The sequence below is a fragment of the Pantoea sp. X85 genome (assembly GCF_029623675.1).
Taxonomy (GTDB): Bacteria; Pseudomonadota; Gammaproteobacteria; order Enterobacterales; family Enterobacteriaceae; genus Pantoea; species Pantoea leporis.
Map to the genome: position 1 here is coordinate 602,562 of NZ_CP121108.1, position 15,638 is coordinate 618,199.

Consider the following 15,638-nt stretch of genomic DNA (forward strand, 5'->3'; position numbering starts at 1 on the left):
CATACAGCTAACGCACCTGCGGCTTGAAGTATGCCGGGTATTAGCGACGGCGGCCGCCAAGAAGGCTTCCTAATACACCTCGAATGATCTGATTGGTGACCTGGCGCGCGGCACTCTTCGCCACGCTCTGCACCACGCCGTCGCGCTTGCCGCCGCGTGGGCCAGTGGTGCCGAACAGAATGTCCTTCAGACCGCCGAGAATACCGTCATCAACGGCGACCTTGTTGCCTTTGGCTTCCGGCGCATTGGCTTGCTGCGTGGTGGCCTGCACGCCTTTTTGCAGCATTTCGAACGCCGACTCGCGATCGACTTCGCTATCGTATTTACCGTACAGCGGCGAATTGTTGATCAGGCCATTGCGTTCATCCTGCGTAACCGGCCCCATGCGCGATCCGGGCGCAATCACCATCGCCCGCTGCACCATCGATGGACTGCCTTTTTCATCGAGGAAGGAGATCAGCGCTTCGCCGGTGCCGAGCGCCTGAATCGCCTCGACGGTATCAAACGCCGGATTGGCGCGCATGGTTTCGGCGGCACTTTTTACCGCTTTCTGATCTTTCGGGGTAAAGGCGCGCAACGCATGCTGCACGCGGTTGCCGAGCTGGCCCAGCACGTTATCGGGAATATCGGCGGGATTCTGCGTAACGAAATAGACGCCAACGCTTTTCGAACGGATCAGGCGAATCACCTGCTCAACTTTCTCCAGCAGCACCGGCGGCGCGTCGGTAAACAGCAGATGCGCTTCGTCGAAGAAAAACACCATTTTCGGCTTATCGAGATCGCCGGCTTCGGGCAAGTGCTCATACAGCTCGGCCAGCAGCCACAGCAGGCTGGTGGCGTAGAGTTTCGGCATTTGATAAAGCTTTTCTGCCGAGAGGATGTTGATAAAGCCTTTGCCGTTGCTATCGCAGCGCATCCAGTCGCGGATATCCAGCATCGGCTCGCCAAAGAAGTGCTCGGCACCTTGCTGCTCCAGCGCCAGTAATCCGCGCTGAATCGCCCCAACGGACGCGCTGTTGATGTTGCCGTATTGCGTCTGGAAGGCTTTGGCGTTGTCGCCGATGTATTGCGTCATGGCGCGCAGATCTTTGAAATCCAGCAGCAACAAGCCCTGATCGTCGGCGATGCGGAAGATGATTTGCAGCACGCCCGATTGCACGTCGTTAAGGTTGAGCAGCCGCGCCAGCAGCAGCGGGCCGAGATCGGATACCGTGGCGCGCACCGGATGGCCTTGCTGACCAAAAATATCCCACACCATCACCGGATTTTTCTGCGCCTGCCAGTCGCTGACGCCAATCTTCGCCAGGCGCGCCAGCAGCTTCTCGGATCCTTCGCCTGCGGCGGAAATGCCGGTGAGATCGCCTTTCACATCGGCCATAAACACCGGCACGCCGATATCGGAGAAGGATTCCGCCAGCTTTTGCAGCGTAACGGTTTTGCCGGTGCCGGTAGCGCCGGTGATCAAACCGTGGCGGTTCGCCATGTTGGAGAGAAGATGCAGTTGAACGTCAGGCGTTTGGGCAATCAGTAACGGAGTGGTCATGATTTTTTCGCTCTCAGGCAATAGGTTATGCCAGAAGGATAGCAAGCGGCGCGCGAGGAGGGAGGAGGATTGTGCCGAAAAAGGCGTAATTATGTGCCTGCTGTCCCCCATCCCGGCCTTCCCCCGTAAACGGGGGAAGGAGATTAGGTGCGCGCTGCCCCCCATCCCGGCCTTCCCCCGTAAACGGGGGAAGGAGATGCTGCCACATGCAGCTTCTGAACGAACATATGGCAGCATCTTCCTCCCCCATTTATGGGGGAGGACCGAGGAGGGGGAAAGCGAGCACAATTTTGGTGGGAGGACCGAGGAGGGGGAAAGCGAGCACAATCCAAAACTATTTCTGCACCGTATCAAAAAACAGCAAACTCACACCAATCCCTTGCTGCACATGATTCACGTTATTCCGCACCGCAACCTGCTGCGCGCCCTGCAGCGTCACCACGAACGGTGAGTTCTGCTGCACGGTTTTCTGCAAATCGGTATAGAGCGCACGGCGCTTAACCGCATCGCTTTCACCGGCCGCTGCGCGGGTTTTCGCACTCAGATCCGGAATATCCCAGCCGACGCGCCACGCCAGGGTTTTGGAACCGCCCGGCACGTTATAGGCAAAGGCGCTGGCGTTGGTGTTTGGATCGACATAGTCTGCGCCCCAGTAAATGAAGATCGACTGAAAATCGCGACCGCGCATTTTGCTCCACAGCTCCGATTCCGCCACCGGCTGCAACTCAATCTGCACATCCGCTTGGGCGAAGCTGGCCTGAAGCGCCTGCGCCACGTCAATGTAGGGCGGCTGATTGATCACCGTCAGCGCAAACTTCGTCCCCGGCTTGATGCCGCCTTTGGCTAAAATCTCTTTGGCTTTCGCCACATCGTAGTGGAACGGCCGATCGTCCAGCGCGCCGTCAAAACCCTGCGGCAGGAAGCTCTGATGAATGCGGTACTGACCTTTCAGCAAATCCTTCGAGAGGGTGTTGTAGTCCACCAACCAGCGCGCGGCTTGCCACAGCGCCGGATTGCCCAAGGCCGGTTGCGCTTTATCTTTGGTATTGAAACCGAGGTAGTAAACCAGGCTGGAAGGGAAGGCTTCAATGCGCAGATTCTTGTCGCTCTTCAGCGCATCAATCTGATCCGGGCCAAGCTGATACGCCACATCAACATCGCCTTGCTGAATCAGCAGACGACGCGCACTGGCATCCGCCACGCCTTTCAGCAGAATGCGTTTCAGCTTCGGCTGCGGATTCGCTTGTTGGTTGGCGCTCAGCACCAGCGCCTGCTGCGGCACATATTGCTGAAGGATAAATGCGCCGCTGCCGGCGGAATGGGTATGCAGCCAGCCGTTGCCGAGATCGTTATTAGCGACGTGTTGCTGCACGGTTTTGCTATCCACCACCGAGGCCACCGGAGCGGTCAGCAGGCGCAGCGCCAGGTTCTGACCAATCTGCGCTGGCCACTGAATCTCCAGCTGATTGTCATTCAGCACTTTGAACTGGCTGGCGATGTTTTCATTGGTCCAGCCAAATTCGGCGAGGATGAAAGAGGGCGCTTTGTTCAGCTGCACCGCGCGCGTCAGTGAGAAGATCACATCCTGCGCCGTCACCGGATTGCCGCTGGAGAAGTGTGCGTTGGGTTTGATGTTGAACACTAAGCTGTGCGGCGTGCTGCCCTGTTGCCAGTGGGTGGCCAGCAGCGGTGCCAGCTTCTGCGGATCATGACGATCTGCCTCCACTAATGTTTGGTAGATGTTGCGCTGCACGCTGTTACTGACGGTTTCGAAGCTTTCAGCGGGATCGAAGCTAATAATGCCGTCGAGCGGGACGGCGACGACAAGGGTATCTTTCGGTGTGGCGGCGTGCAGTGCAAAACTGCTGCCCCATAAAGCGACGAGCAAAATCAGTGAGCGCATTATTATTGTCCTGAGTGATAGATAAATTCACTCTATCTCTGCCGTCGCTTTGGCAAAATGCCGGTTTGTTCTGAGCTGTGCCGGAATATTACAATTGATTACCTGGGGGAATTATTGCGTTTATTTTGTGCGCGACTTGTCATTTCCGCGAAATAGATCGTTCATCTGCTGGTCAATAAAGTAAATAAGATGTTATAAATGAGAATAATTCTCTGGTATGGAAGTATGATTTTTTTTCATTGATTCATTTCTGCGATTATTTCTTTGCGCGATAATCCCTGGTCAAATGCCCACTGATTCGTGCCACTTTCCCATCAAATGTACGGTTAAACCCTGTTTTTTCGCCTCGAAAGCCTTTTACCAAGCCTTAACCTAAATTCAACATGATGACTGAATTTCATCAAAACACATCCATAATTGAATTTTTACATTCTGAAATACCTATATCCCTAAGATTGCCAGGTTATTTACCGATTTATAAAGCTATTAACAAAAATAATTATCTTTCTTAGCAAGTGAGAGTCGTCGCGCCATGCTTCTAAATAAACCGACCACCAGACGTAAGTTTTTACTTGGGTCGCTTTTGGCTTTGCCATTAAGTGACCTGGTATTTAAGGGATTGACTGCGGCGCAAGCTGCGGAAATGGCAGCACCCGAGCTCGCCGACTATAAACCGATCTTTTTCAGTGCCGATGAGTGGCAATTTATTCTGGCCGCAACCGATCGCCTGATTCCAGCCGGCGGCAAAGGTAAAGCGCCAGGTGCACTGGAAACCAACGTGCCGATCTTTATCGATCAGCAACTGCACAGCCCAGAGTTCGGGGCAGAGATCTACATGCAGGGTCCGTTCAACGTGCATGCACCTGCCACCATGGGTTATCAAATCCCGTTCACGCCACAGCAGATGTACCAAACCGGTATCAAGCTGGTGAATCAGTGGACGCAAAGCAACTTCCAGAAACCGTTCCATGAGCTGTCACTGGAAGAGAAAGATGCGGTGCTCACCAAAGTGAACAAAAACGACGGCATTGACTTCGCCGCCCTGGGCGAAGAGAACCTGAAGGCCTCGCAGTTCTTCGGCCAACTGCTCTCAGATACCAAACATGGCTACCTCGCTGACCCGATGTACGGCGGCAACAAAGGCATGAAAGCCTGGATCGCCATCGGCTTCCCGGGCGCGCGCGCCAGCTTTACCGAATGGGTTAAGCAGCACAACGTGCCGTACCCGCTGGGACCGGTCAGCCTCCTGGGTGAAAGCGCGTAAGCACACCCCCGTTTTTGGTATGTGAGACAGGATTAACATGGCACAGATTACAAAGAAAGAAGTCGACGTCGTCGTTTGCGGCCTCGGCTGGGCCGGCTCGTTGATGAGTATTGAACTGGCGATGGCGGGACTCGACGTGCGCGCATTAGAGCGTGGTGGCGAGCGTGATTACCCGGATTTCGCTTATCCGAAACCGGCTGATGAATACGCCTACAACGTGCGTAACAAAGTGTTCGCTACGCCAAAAGAAGTGGCGGTCACGGTGCGTTACAACAGCAGCCAGACGGCGTTGCCGACCCGTAAATGGGGCGCGTTTGCGCCGGGAACCGGCGTGGGCGGCGCGGGCATGCACTGGACGGCGGTGCTGATTCGTCCAACCCCAACCGACCTGAAGCTGAAAACCTACGTCGATGAGGCCTACAAGCCGGGCATCCTGCAGGAAGATATGCGCGTGATGGACTTCCCGTTCACCTGGGAAGAGATCGAGCCGTATTACTACAAGTTTGAGCTGATCTGCGGTCAATCCGGCACCACCGGTAACCTGCGCGGCCAGATTTTGCCGGGCGGCGATCCGTTTGAAGGTCCGCGTTCTGAACCTTATCCGTTGCCTGCGCTGGAAGATACGCTGAACAACGTGATGTTCAAAGAGGCGGCCACCAAACTCGGCTACCATCCGTTCCCGAACCCCTCTGCGTGCGTATCACGCGCGTGGAAAAACCCGTACGGCAACCAGATCGCGCCGTGTAACTACTGCGGCTACTGCTCGAAATATCCGTGCCTCAACTACTCAAAAGCCTCACCACAAACGGCGGTGATGGATGCGTTGAAACGTATGCCGAACTTCTCATACGAAGTGCATGCGGAAGTGGTGAAAGTGGTACTGCATGACGACCAGAAAACTGCCAAGGGCGTGATTTACTACGATGTGAACGGCAACGAAGTGTTCCAGCCGGCGAAGATCGTGGTGCTCTCCAGCTTCCAGCTTTATAACGTACGCCTGATGCTGCTCTCCGGTATCGGCAAGCCGTATAACCCAATCACCGAAGAAGGTGTGGTGGGGCGTAACTATGCGTTCCTGTCAAACGGCGGCGCAACCCTGTTCTTCAAAGACAAAAACTTCAACTCTTACGCCACCGCCGGCGCCACCGGCCAGATGTTCAACGACATCTCACCAGGCAACTTCGATGGTCCGGGCCTTGGCTTCCTTGGCGGCGCCAAGATCCACAGCTCGCAAGCCACCGGCACGCCAATGGCTGCTGCGCTGCCGAAAGGCACACCATCGTGGGGCATGGGTTACAAAGAAGGTCTGGAGGAGTGGTACAACCACTCCATGAAGATCAGCATCACCACTACCTGCCAGTCGTATCGCGATATCTATCTGGATCTGGATCCGAATTACACCGACCATCGCGGTCAGCCGTTGCTGCGCATGACGTTCAACTGGAAAGAGAATGAACTGAAGCTGCAACAGCACCTGAAAGGCATCGTCGGCAACATCGCCAAAGAGCTGAACCCAGACAGCATGAGCATGAGCTTCCTGCCAATGGGCGCGGACTTTGACCTCACCAAATACGTTTCGACCCACAACGTGGGCGGCGCGGTGATGGGCGATAACCCGAAAACTTCTGCACTGAACAAGTACCTGCAGAGCTGGGATGTTCATAACGTGTTTGTACCGGGCGGCAACGCCTTCCCGCAAAACTTCCAGGCGAACCCGACCGATACCATCGGCGCGATCACCTTGATGGCGGCACAAGCCATTAAAGAACATTATCTGAAAAATCCCGGTCCACTGGTACAGGCATAAGCGCATGAAATTAAAATCATTGTTAATCGCCAACGCCGTGCTGCTGGGCAGCTTTGCACTGCAGGCACACGCGGAAGATGAAGCTCAATTGATCAAGCAGGGTGAATACCTGTCGCGTCTCGGCGACTGTATGGCGTGCCATACCGTTTCCGGCAAAGGGGATTACGCTGGTGGTTTGGCGATTGAGTCGAATCTCGGCACCATTTACTCCACCAACATCACGCCGGACAAAGAGCACGGCATCGGCAACTACAGCGAGCAGCAGTTCTCGGATGCGGTGCGCAAAGGCGTGTTGCCGAACGGCTCGCGTCTCTATCCAGCGATGCCGTATCCGGATTACGCCAAAATCTCCGATGCCGATATGCACGCGCTTTACGTCTACTTCATGGAAGGCGTGAAGCCGAGCAGCGAGCAGCCGCCGGAAACCGATCTGAGCTTCCCGTTCAGCCAGCGTTGGGGCATGCGCTTCTGGAACTGGGCGTTTACCTCTGACAAGCCATTCCAGCCGATTGGCGGCGCGTCAGAAGAGGTTAATCGCGGTGCTTACATCGTCGAAAGCCTGGGGCACTGCGGCAGCTGCCATACGCCACGCGGCCTCGGCATGAATGAGAAAGCGCTGGATAGCGGCGACGATCAGTTCCTTGCCGGTGGCAGCCTGAACAGCTGGGATGTGCCGTCACTGCGCGGTCTGCCGCGCTGGAGCGAGCAGGAGATTGTCGATTACCTGCAAACTGGTCGTAACGATAAAGCGGCGGTGGGCGGTGAGATGAAGTCAGTGATTGAGCACTCGAGCTCGCACATGACAGATGCCGACTTGAAAGCGATTGCCTCCTATCTGAAGTTCCTTGGCGGCAACCCGGCGCTGCAGGCGTATGACGTGAAGAAACAGCAGGCGACGGAAGCGAAACTGACCGCTGCGAAAGGCTTGTCGGAAGGTGAGCGTCTGTATATCGACAACTGCGGCGCCTGCCACTTTGTCACCGGTAAAGGTGCGCCGGGGATCTTCCCGGAGCTGGATCAGGCGACCATCGTCAATGCCAGGGATCCAGGTGGTTTAATCCACACCATTCTGGCCGGTGCGCAGCAGCCATCCACCGAGAAAGCACCATCAACGCTGGCGATGCCGGGTTTTGCTAAGCGTCTGGATGATGATCAAGTGGCTAAACTGGCGACCTTCATTCGTCAGGGCTGGAGCAACAGTGCGCCAGCGGTGACGAAAGATCAGGTAGCAGAAGTGCGTAAAACGTTGAAAGGCGAGTAAATCGCTTAAAACTGTGCGATAAACCGCGCCGCTACGGATAGGCGCAAATACCGTAGCGGCGCAATTCATTGCGCGTCTTTTAACGTGGTCTCAATGATAATTGTGAATCACTTCTAACACGCCGTTAATCACGAACTGCACGCCCATACACACCAACAAAAAGCCCATCAGACGTGAAATCGCTTCGATGCCACCTTTACCAACCAGCTTCATGATGGCGCCCGAACTGCGCAGCGAAATCCACAAAATCACCGACACGGCCAAAAACGTCAGCACCGGCGCGACGGCAACCACCCATGCCGGGAAATCTACGCCCGATTTAACCGTCGACGCGGAACTGATGATCATCGCAATGGTGCCCGGCCCCGCGGTGCTCGGCATCGCCAGCGGCACAAACGCGATGTTGACGGTTTCACGGTTGCTGTCGGTCGCGTCCAGTTCATCCTGCTTGTGCTCGGCTTCGACCGAATGCCCGACCGGTTTCGCCGGAAATAGCATGCGAAAACCGATAAACGCCACAATCAATCCGCCCGCCATGCGCAGGCCGGGAATGGAGATGCCAAAGGTGTGCAACACCGCGCTGCCGGCATACCACGCCACCATCATGATCAGGAACACGTAGATCGAGGCCTGCATCGCCTGGCGATTACGTTCCTGGAAATTCATCTCTCCGGCCAGGCCGAGAAACAGCGCCACCGTGGTCAGCGGATTGGCGAGCGGCAAAATCACCACCAATCCCAGCCCGATGGCTTTAAACAACTCCAGCATGAAATGTCCCATTTGAAAAATTATTCGATAATCGCACGGCTCGTAGCGGCGCAATTTATTGCGCGTTAAGAGGATGGAGAGTCGGTCAAAACCGCGCGATAAATCGCGCCGCTACGGTGTGTGCGTTCATTGATTAGTGCTTCGGCGTATCCAGCGCCTCGATCAGCTCAGGGAAGAAATCCTGCAGCAGCTCAGGCGTCATCAGTTCGGGATAATTGATTAAATGCTCGCGAATGCGCTCATTCACATCCGGCAGCAGGCGTTGGGCGGCGTCTTGCGCACTGATCTTCTTCTGCTTCATCAGGCGCAGCACGTCATCCGGCAGATTGTCTTCATCTTCAACTTCATCCACACCTTCGAGATCGTCCAGCTCATCCAGCAGATCCATCAACGCTTCAATCTGCGGCGTGCGTGACTGGTATTCGGATGGCTGCTCGTTCTCCAGATAACGCAGCAACGCGCGCACCGGTGAACCATCGGGTTCGGCAGGCGGTTCGTTGGCGAACCAGGTCAAGAGATCGTGCTGCGTCACCTGATGGACGTGATAACCGTTATCCACCAACTCATCGGCAAGGATATCGGCGGTATCGTGCTCAATCAGGCAAATGTGGGTGCGATTAGGCGTGAACTGCTCCAGCCACTGATAGATCTCTTCAATTACGCTGTCGTCGTAAATAAAGTGTTGGCTGAGATAGCTGTCATCCTGCTGGTGAACGCAGATGTGAATCTGGTCGGGATCGAAGTAAATCGCAATGTTGATGCCTTTCATGTGCGCTGTCCTGTGTGGTGCAAAATCTCACTATAGCCTCAGGCAGCGCAGATGAACATGGTGCCGCCAGCAGCATGAGCGACTGGCGGTAAAAATTAACGTAAATCAGCACGATCCAACCCATAAGCGCTGTCCAGTGCACCCGGCGTCATCTGCGATAGCACCATCAGGCGATTCCAGGTGTTGATCACCGCGATACAGAACGTCAGCTCGCTGGTCTCCACTTCGGAGAAGTGCGCGCGCACCTCGCTGTACAGCGCTTCGTCGATGCCGTGATCGCCCAGACGCGTCAGCGCTTCGGTCAGCGCCAGCGCCGCTTTCTCTTTGACGGTGAACAGCGGGGATTCGCGCCAGATCGCCACATGATGCAGACGCAGCTCGCGCTCGCCGTGCAGTTTGGCCTCTTTCACATGCATGTCGACGCAGAACGCGCATTGATTGAGCTGCGAGGCGCGCAGATCGACCAGATGCTTCAGTGAGGTTTCTAATGAAACATTACTGACGTTCATGGAGAGATCGGACATGGCTTTGACCAGTGTCGGTACGGTTTTGAAGTGGTTAACGCGTGCAGTCATGTTTTTATCCTCAGGTCAGTCGTTTTTCAATGCGAAGGTGATGCGGGCATCTTAAACTTCCATGTCTGAGTGAAAAGGGTCAAAAAACGTGAAAACAGGTAGGGCATGGCGTGGGTTATAAAGAGATTTATGCGCGATATCGCCAGCAGATTCTTGCAGGGCAGCTGAAGCCGGGCGACCGCGTACCGGCGATCCGTACGCTGGCGAGTGAGTTGCAAGTGGCGCGAAAAACGGTGGAAGCCGCTTATGAAATCCTGATCGGCGAAGGCTATTTTGTCAGTCAGGGCGCGAAGGGCACGCGCGTTAATCCCGAACTGATTCTGCCGGAAACAACCGGGAAAACGGCAGTGCCTGCGCCGCCAGTGAGCGCGTTAACCCAGCGTGAGAGCAAAGGCGAGCTGCGGCTTGGCATCCCGGCGCTGGATGCGTTTCCGCACAAAAAATGGCTGCTGATTTCCGGCAAAGCGGCGCGCAGCCTGCGCGCCGATGAGATGATTTTGCCGCCGGTCATGGGTTATCAGCCGCTGCGGGAAGCCATCGCCAGCTACCTGAATATTTCGCGTGGGCTTAACTGCCAGCCGGAACAGATTTTCATCACCAGCGGCTATCGCGCCAACCTGCGACTGATTCTGGCGGTGCTGGCGCAGCCAAGCGACAAGGTGTTGTTTGAAGATCCCGGCTATTTCTTCGGGCAAAAACTGCTGAAGCGCATCGCGCCGAATCTGCATTACGTGCCGGTCGATCGGCAAGGCATGGATGTGGATTATCTGCTGCGCTATCACGCCGATGCGCGTTTCGCCATCGTCACGCCTACGCATCACAGCCCGCTGGCGGTAACCTTATCGCTGCCGCGCAAACATCAACTGCTGGAGTGGGCACAGCACAATGACAGCTGGATTATTGAAGATGATTACGACGGCGAGTTTCACTACACGCGCAAAGTGATTCCGGCGCTGAAAAGCCTGGATGTGCACGATCGGGTGATTTACACCGGCACCTTCAGCAAAACCATGATGCCGGCGATGCGCGTGGGTTATCTGGTGATGCCGAAAGAGACCATCGCGCGCTTCAGCGAGTTGGGGGAAATTCTTGAAACCGGTATGTCGCTGCTGCCGCAAAAGATTCTGGCGCAGTTCCTGAGCGAAGGGCATTTCTATCGCCACATCAAAAAGATGCGCACGCTTTATCAGCAGCGACGCCGCATGATGCTGGATGCCTTGCAGGCATGTTTCCCGGATGTGTTTGATTTTGAACTGACGGATGGCGGCATGCACATTGTCGCCTTCCTGCCGCGCGGCACGCAGGACACGGCGCTGGCGGAGATTTGGCAGCGGCATCAGCTGCGCGTATTGCCGCTTTCTGGCTGGTATATGCAGACACAGAAACGCTATGGCTTGGTGATTGGCTATACCAACATTCGGTCGCTGGACCAGGCGCGGGAGTTGTTGCAGAGAACGGTGCTGGAGACGCGAGCGTTACTGGACTAAAGAAAAGGCGCGAGGGACAGCTCGCGCCTTGATATCGGCGCGTCCTTACATGCCGATATATTTTTTGCCTTGCTTCAGAACCACATCGCAGGCTTTGGTTTTCAGCTTCTCACCCATCGGCGAGTTGCTCAGACTTTGCAAATTCAGTTGCTGACCGTTGCCAGTGTTAAGCAAGCCTTGCAAACCCTGCTGGTAATCGGTTTTCTGCTCTTGCGCGGTGGTGCTGTTCAGGCCGAGTTTGCTCAGCACCTGATCTTTTACCGACTTCACGTTGTTATCCACCACGTTGTGCTGCACGCAGTAGGACATCACGCCTGCGGCGTTGGTCATGCTGTTGGAACTCACCGCTTTATCGCCGCCGTTGAGCAGGCCGGTAAGCGATGAGAGCGACATGCCGCCATTCTGCGTGGTGCTGGTGTTGCTGGTGCTGTTGTTTTGCTGTGACAGCTGCGATGCCGCGCTGCTCAGCTGATCCTGCCAGCTTGCTGCAGATGCGCTCCCCGCAACCATGGCTGCCGCGATGCCCCATCCCCAAATCATGCGTTGTACTTTCATCTCAACCTCGTTGTCTTTTATGTTCTGACTGCGTCAGTTTTGGTTAAGAGAGGTTTGAATTCGGAAAGTTCCAGTTAACCGGGCTGATTGGGGAAAATTGGGAGCGTTCTGGATTTAGGTTTTTGGGATTCGTTTGATGGGATCGATGTTATAACAAGCAGTTATCCGCGAAATGCTGTTTTTTTCAACGCTTAGCGCACATCCCTAACGATTCCGGTTGCGCACGCTGTTCGTAACGGTATAATCGCCAACGTTTTCCGCATCCTCTTCAGTGCCGAAGTGGCGAAATCGGTAGACGCAGTTGATTCAAAATCAACCGTAGAGATACGTGCCGGTTCGAGTCCGGCCTTCGGCACCAGCGAGAGATACGAGAACGTCCGGGACAGTCCGTAAGTCCCTAAAATTAAAGCCGAAAGGCTTTTTTTTGGTCCAAATCCGTCCGGGCACATCCGTTGCAATCCGGGTATTGGTGGGGGCATAATTAGGGGCACTTACACTTCGATAGGAAATGTGCCCCCAAAATGAAGCTCAACGCCCGCCAGGTCGAAACCGCCAAACCTAAAGACAAAACCTACAAAATTGCTGATGGCGGCGGGCTATATCTCGAGATCACGCCTAAAGGCTCCAAATACTGGCGCATGAAATATCGCCGTCCCGGTGACAAAAAAGAAGATCGCCTGGCTTTTGGCGTATGGCCCACAGTCAAACTTGCTGAAGCCCGTGCTAAGCGTGATGAAGCCAAAAAGCTGTTAGGGCAGGGCATAGATCCCAAAGCAGAACAGAAAGAAGCGCAGGCAGAAACATCCGGCGCCTATACGTTTGAAACGATTGCTCGTGAGTGGCATAGCAGCAACAAGCGCTGGAGTGATGATCACCGCTCACGCGTGCTCCGTTATCTTGAACTCTATATTTTTCCCTATATCGGAACGGCTGACATTCGCCAGCTTAAAACCTGCCAACTTTTAGCACCCATCAAGAAAGTGGATGCTGCTGACAAACATGATGTGGCTCAGCGCCTGCAACAGCGCGTAACCGCAATCATGCGCTATGCCGTCCAAAACGATTACATCGAATCTAACCCGGCCATGGATATGGCAGGGGCACTATCCACGACGAAAGCACGCCATTATCCCGCCTTACCATTTAGTCGATTTCCTGAATTTCTTGAACGGCTGGCCGCTTATCGTGGGCGAACAATGACTCGCATTGCTGTAGAACTTTCCCTGCTGACTTTTGTACGTTCAAGTGAGCTGCGCTTTGCCCGGTGGGATGAGTTCGATTTTGAAAGAGCCTTGTGGCGGGTTCCCGCACAACGCAAAGAGATAGAAGGAGTTCGTTACTCCCATCGTGGCATGAAGATGAAAGAGGAGCATCTTGTACCCCTAAGCCGTCAGGTTTTAGCCTTGTTGGAGAAGCTGAAGCAATTAAGCGGTGATAACGAGAGACTCTTTCCGGGCGATCACGATCCTAAAAAAGTTATGAGTGAAAACACGGTTAACAATGCTCTGCGTGCTATGGGGTATGACACAAAGACCGAGGTTTGCGGGCATGGCTTCAGGACAATGGCACGAGGTGCGCTGGGTGAGTCGGGACTATGGAGTGATGATGCGATAGAGCGGCAGTTGAGCCATTCCGAGCGTAACAATGTGCGTGCTGCTTACATTCACACTTCTGAGCATTTAGATGAACGCAGATTGATGGTGCAATGGTGGGCGGATTTTCTTTATGCTAATCAACTACATTTTATTAGCCCATTTGAGTATGGAAAAATATAGGCTAAAAGAAATTTGATTAAACACCCTACATTGATTGTCATTGTAGGGTGTTTTTATTATGCATTTATAGCCAGGTAGCTTTTATCGGTAATATATTCTTTAACTATGTTAATTATTAACTGAAGGTATAGGCTTGTTTGTTTTTTATAAACTTCAATTGTGGATATCACTAATGTTCTGCCATACTCTTCAAATGATTGCTCTCCATGAGCAAGTTTGTTTCTGGCATTTTTTATCTTTTGTAAGTTCTTGCCTGTTTCTTCTTCTGGAATTACTATTCCATATTTACCAAATATTCTCCTTATCTCTTTTGCATCTAAGTTGCCGCTGTAAAGCTGGTATTCTTTTGCCATCTCTTTATAAGGTAGAGCAAAGCAACTTATACCCCTAATCAAATTTAAAGTGCTATGTAATACATCAAGAGCTTCATGAGGGTTGTTTTTTTTATTGTTATGGTATTGGTAATAAATCAGGCAGATGTCTTTGAGTTCTCTACGGACATCATCATATTTAACATTTTGTTGTATTATAATATTGTGAAGGCGCACTAGTGTATTTGTAACTGTAGACTCTACAACATTATAAAGAGCAAGTACGATGCTAGCTTTGATAACAGGTGTGGTAGTTATAATGTTTTGCTCACCTAAGTTATTTCCGGATTCAATATCCTTTACTAAATTTACTATTTTTTCTATTTCTTGCATTCTAATTATCATGTCATTTTCTACTGGGTTCATAATTCTTCACCTGACATAATAGAAATGATAAAGTTTACCCGCCCTTGCATTCTCATACTTTTATGAAGTTGATTTGTAATGTGTGTGTATTGTTTGAACTCCTCGGAGTTAATCATTTTTTTTATTTCATCTTTATTATATTTTTCTGAAATTTTATTTTGAGATAGTGCTACCCATACCCCTACAGAGATTGCCTCAAAAACTGCACGCTTAGTTTGCGGGTTACTGGTATGCCTAAATCCATATGGAAATCGGTTTTTCACTATGGTGATGACGTCATTTATCTTTTTTTCGTATTTGTTTATTTGTGATTTTCTCGAAGATTCACTCATTTCACGAAGTTCTTTATTTTTGTTTTCTAAGTATTTGTCTAAAAAATCTGAAATGCTGCCAGAGATAGATTTTCTATAGTTTTCATTTTCAGATAAAGCAAAAAATCTTAGCAAAAGTTCACTTCTCTCTTGTCGATTTTCAAGCCATTTATCAACAAGAAGTAATCTTCTAAACTCCTCGCTTTTCTCAACGAAATCGTAAATAAATGATGTGAATGGCCCTGGGTAAATTCCTTTTCTTTTTTCCATTGCTTTCAATAAATCGCTACCACGGTTAATTCTTTCAAACATATCTTTTTTTACTTCTTCGGTAGTTTCTTCGGAAAGGATAATGATACGTAATGCAGTATCTAAGAACTTCCCAGCCCGTGTACTCTCAATCTCAGAGAAATTCAGGCCATTAGCAAGATGTAGTGATTCCAAACCTGTAAGTTTTAGTTCATTTTTAACAAAAGCGTGTATGGTTCTAATCCTTTGGGAACCATCCACAATTTCCCAGGCACCATCTGTATTCTCAGCAACGAAAATGAAAGGAATGGGTAGTCCCAAAAGAATCGATTCAATAAGTTTCGATTGCCTTTTTTCATCCCAAGTAAACTCTCTTTGGTATTCGGGGATAAAGAGGATATTTCGCTTTATTTTTTTATCTTTCCTTTCTTCCTCATCTGTATTTGAATAATCTATTCCATCTTCATATTTGTCTGCAATATATTCTACAGTTAGATCTCTCATGTCATATCTAACTTCTCTACGCTTAGCATAAATTTGATCTTCAAGGTTTAGTTGCATCATATCAGTCATCTCTAAGTCCTTAGGGAGTAAAAAGAAAGTTCAATTTAACTTAACATTTTGAGCGAGGAAA

At 52.1% G+C, this 15,638-nt stretch carries 13 protein-coding genes and 1 tRNA gene; 6 read left to right on the plus strand and 8 right to left on the minus strand.

The features are described 5' to 3' along the window. Positions 1-40: 40 nt before the first annotated feature. On the minus strand, positions 41-1,543 hold the full coding sequence (locus P6287_RS02710; protein WP_277974458.1) for a helicase HerA-like C-terminal domain-containing protein: 1,503 nt from the start codon (positions 1,541-1,543) through the stop codon (positions 41-43). A gap of 334 nt (positions 1,544-1,877) precedes the next feature. Further along, positions 1,878-3,446 carry an ABC transporter substrate-binding protein gene (locus P6287_RS02715; protein ID WP_277974459.1) on the minus strand — a complete coding sequence of 523 codons (1,569 nt, stop codon included), beginning with the start codon at positions 3,444-3,446 and terminating at the stop codon, positions 1,878-1,880. Between the two features lie 532 nt (positions 3,447-3,978). Between P6287_RS02715 and P6287_RS02720 the strand changes: the two genes are divergently transcribed. From P6287_RS02720 to P6287_RS02730, 3 genes are read left to right on the plus strand one after another with little or no spacing between them, the layout of a single operon-like run. Further along, positions 3,979-4,710, plus strand: a complete 732-nt coding sequence (locus P6287_RS02720) for a gluconate 2-dehydrogenase subunit 3 family protein (protein ID WP_110868049.1) — start codon at positions 3,979-3,981, stop codon at positions 4,708-4,710. 37 nt (positions 4,711-4,747) lie between these two features. Continuing rightward, the gene (locus P6287_RS02725; RefSeq protein WP_192412465.1) at positions 4,748-6,517 is read left to right on the plus strand and encodes a GMC family oxidoreductase; all 1,770 of its coding nucleotides are present in this window, start codon (positions 4,748-4,750) and stop codon (positions 6,515-6,517) included. Positions 6,518-6,521: 4 nt separating this feature from the next. Continuing rightward, a complete protein-coding gene (locus P6287_RS02730) occupies positions 6,522-7,778 on the plus strand; it encodes a cytochrome c (RefSeq protein ID WP_277974460.1) in 1,257 nt (418 codons plus the stop codon). Between the two features lie 90 nt (positions 7,779-7,868). On the opposite strand, the gene P6287_RS02735 is transcribed toward P6287_RS02730, so the two are convergent. The 3 genes from P6287_RS02735 to P6287_RS02745 form a co-directional block, all read right to left on the minus strand. Continuing rightward, positions 7,869-8,546: a MarC family NAAT transporter gene (locus P6287_RS02735; RefSeq protein WP_110868046.1), complete on the minus strand. Its 678-nt coding sequence runs from the start codon at positions 8,544-8,546 to the stop codon at positions 7,869-7,871. 133 nt (positions 8,547-8,679) lie between these two features. Further along, positions 8,680-9,315 (minus strand): hypothetical protein, encoded by a 636-nt coding sequence (locus P6287_RS02740; protein ID WP_101762216.1) that lies wholly within the window; start codon positions 9,313-9,315, stop codon positions 8,680-8,682. A 95-nt stretch (positions 9,316-9,410) separates the two neighbouring features. Beyond that, complete coding sequence (locus P6287_RS02745) at positions 9,411-9,890, minus strand: carboxymuconolactone decarboxylase family protein (protein WP_192412464.1); 480 nt, start codon at positions 9,888-9,890, stop codon at positions 9,411-9,413. 110 nt (positions 9,891-10,000) lie between these two features. On the opposite strand from P6287_RS02745, the gene P6287_RS02750 reads away from it, so the two are divergent. Beyond that, positions 10,001-11,377 carry a PLP-dependent aminotransferase family protein gene (locus tag P6287_RS02750; protein WP_192412463.1) on the plus strand — a complete coding sequence of 459 codons (1,377 nt, stop codon included), beginning with the start codon at positions 10,001-10,003 and terminating at the stop codon, positions 11,375-11,377. Between the two features lie 45 nt (positions 11,378-11,422). Here P6287_RS02750 and P6287_RS02755 read toward each other — a convergent pair whose 3' ends face one another. Continuing rightward, on the minus strand, positions 11,423-11,932 hold the full coding sequence (locus tag P6287_RS02755) for a DUF2501 domain-containing protein (RefSeq protein WP_101762213.1): 510 nt from the start codon (positions 11,930-11,932) through the stop codon (positions 11,423-11,425). 273 nt (positions 11,933-12,205) lie between these two features. Here P6287_RS02755 and P6287_RS02760 point away from each other — a divergent pair. Together P6287_RS02760 and P6287_RS02765 are read left to right on the plus strand one after the other, a co-directional pair. Next, positions 12,206-12,290 (plus strand) — tRNA-Leu (locus P6287_RS02760). Between the two features lie 163 nt (positions 12,291-12,453). Further along, positions 12,454-13,707, plus strand: a complete 1,254-nt coding sequence (locus P6287_RS02765) for an integrase arm-type DNA-binding domain-containing protein (RefSeq protein ID WP_277974461.1) — start codon at positions 12,454-12,456, stop codon at positions 13,705-13,707. A 56-nt stretch (positions 13,708-13,763) separates the two neighbouring features. Here the strand turns inward: P6287_RS02765 and P6287_RS02770 are convergent, their stop codons facing one another. Continuing rightward, positions 13,764-14,444, minus strand: coding sequence for an MAE_28990/MAE_18760 family HEPN-like nuclease (locus P6287_RS02770; protein WP_277974462.1), 681 nt, complete (start codon positions 14,442-14,444; stop codon positions 13,764-13,766). Next, complete coding sequence (locus P6287_RS02775; protein ID WP_277974463.1) at positions 14,441-15,577, minus strand: DUF262 domain-containing protein; 1,137 nt, start codon at positions 15,575-15,577, stop codon at positions 14,441-14,443. The genes P6287_RS02770 and P6287_RS02775 overlap by 4 nt, the downstream gene beginning before the upstream one ends. Positions 15,578-15,638 lie beyond the last annotated feature (61 nt).